The following is a 989-nucleotide window of genomic DNA, read 5'->3' on the forward strand; positions in this document are numbered from 1 at the left end:
GGCACAGGTTCCACCGGTTTGGCGGGCTCCTGAACCGGCGACAGAATCTTGCGCGCCTCCTGCTCCAACGACAGGATATGTTCGTTGTGCAGCTGGCGGCGGATCTCGTCGGCGCCGATTTCCCGTTCAACTTCCTGTTTGATGGCGTTGAAACTGCGTTTCAGGCGCCCGATCCACAGGCCGGCCGTGCGTGCGGCACCGGGCAGGCGTTCCGGCCCCAGTACCAGCAAGGCCACGAGGCCGACGAGCAGCAGTTCAGAGAAGCTGATACCAAACATTAGTCAGTGCTCACGAGTCTTTGCGGGTCGGCTCTTGGACTTTTTCAGCCTGCACGTCGAAGGTACGACGCTCGGTGATCGGCTGGGTGGCCTGTGGGTGTGCAGGCTGCACCGGTGGTACCGGATTGGCCATCGGGTCGGCCGGTTTTTCATCGTCGTTCATGGCTTTACGAAAGCCCTTGATCGACTCGCCCACGTCAGTGCCCAGGTTCTTGAGTTTCTTGGTGCCGAACACCAGTACCACGACCACCAGAATGACGATCCAGTGTTTCCAGTCAAAAATGCCCATGCTGCAATTCCTCTGTAAAAGTTATTCAGGCGGACGGGCGCGAGGCCTTTTCTGCATGCCCGGACAAGCCGAAGCGACGGTCCAGTTCATCCAACACGGCCTGTGGGTGCTGCCCCAGTTGGGCGAGCATGACCAGGCTATGGAACCACAAGTCTGCGGTCTCGTAGATTACATCGCTGTAATCACCGCTGATTTGCGCATCTTTGGCGGCAATAATCGTCTCGATCGACTCTTCGCCAAGTTTTTCCAGAATCTTGTTCAAGCCCTTGTGGTAAAGGCTTGCGACATAGGAGCTGTCGGCGTCCGCGCCTTTGCGGTCTTCCAGCACCTGGGCCACACGGTTCAGGGTATCGCTCATGTTCAGTGTCCTGCGGAATAAATGGCGTGCGGGTCTTTGAGCACCGGTTCCACAACCTTCCACT

General features: G+C 57.9%; 3 protein-coding genes. All 3 read right to left on the reverse strand.

Annotated elements, in window-relative coordinates:
• Nucleotides 1-278: Sec-independent protein translocase protein TatB (tatB, locus tag FEM54_RS33110; RefSeq protein WP_138454342.1), on the reverse strand; the 278-nt coding region annotated here is incomplete at its 3' end.
• A 10-nt stretch (nt 279-288) separates the two neighbouring features.
• Nucleotides 289-567, reverse strand: a complete 279-nt coding sequence (locus FEM54_RS33115) for a twin-arginine translocase TatA/TatE family subunit (RefSeq protein ID WP_138454343.1) — start codon at nt 565-567, stop codon at nt 289-291.
• Between the two features lie 25 nt (nt 568-592).
• Nucleotides 593-925: a phosphoribosyl-ATP diphosphatase gene (locus tag FEM54_RS33120; protein ID WP_017138590.1), complete on the reverse strand. Its 333-nt coding sequence runs from the start codon at nt 923-925 to the stop codon at nt 593-595.
• Nucleotides 926-989: the final 64 nt, after the last annotated feature.

The sequence above is a fragment of the Pseudomonas edaphica genome (assembly GCF_005863185.1).
In the GTDB taxonomy this organism is placed as follows: Bacteria; Pseudomonadota; Gammaproteobacteria; order Pseudomonadales; family Pseudomonadaceae; genus Aquipseudomonas; species Aquipseudomonas edaphica.

Bases quoted from the DNA above. Each gene is read 5' to 3' on its own strand.
- FEM54_RS33115 (WP_138454343.1), bottom strand. From the start codon at position 567: ATGGGCATTTTTGACTGGAAACACTGGATCGTCATTCTGGTGGTCGTG.
- FEM54_RS33120 (WP_017138590.1), bottom strand. From the start codon at position 925: ATGAGCGATACCCTGAACCGTGTGGCCCAGGTGCTGGAAGACCGCAAA.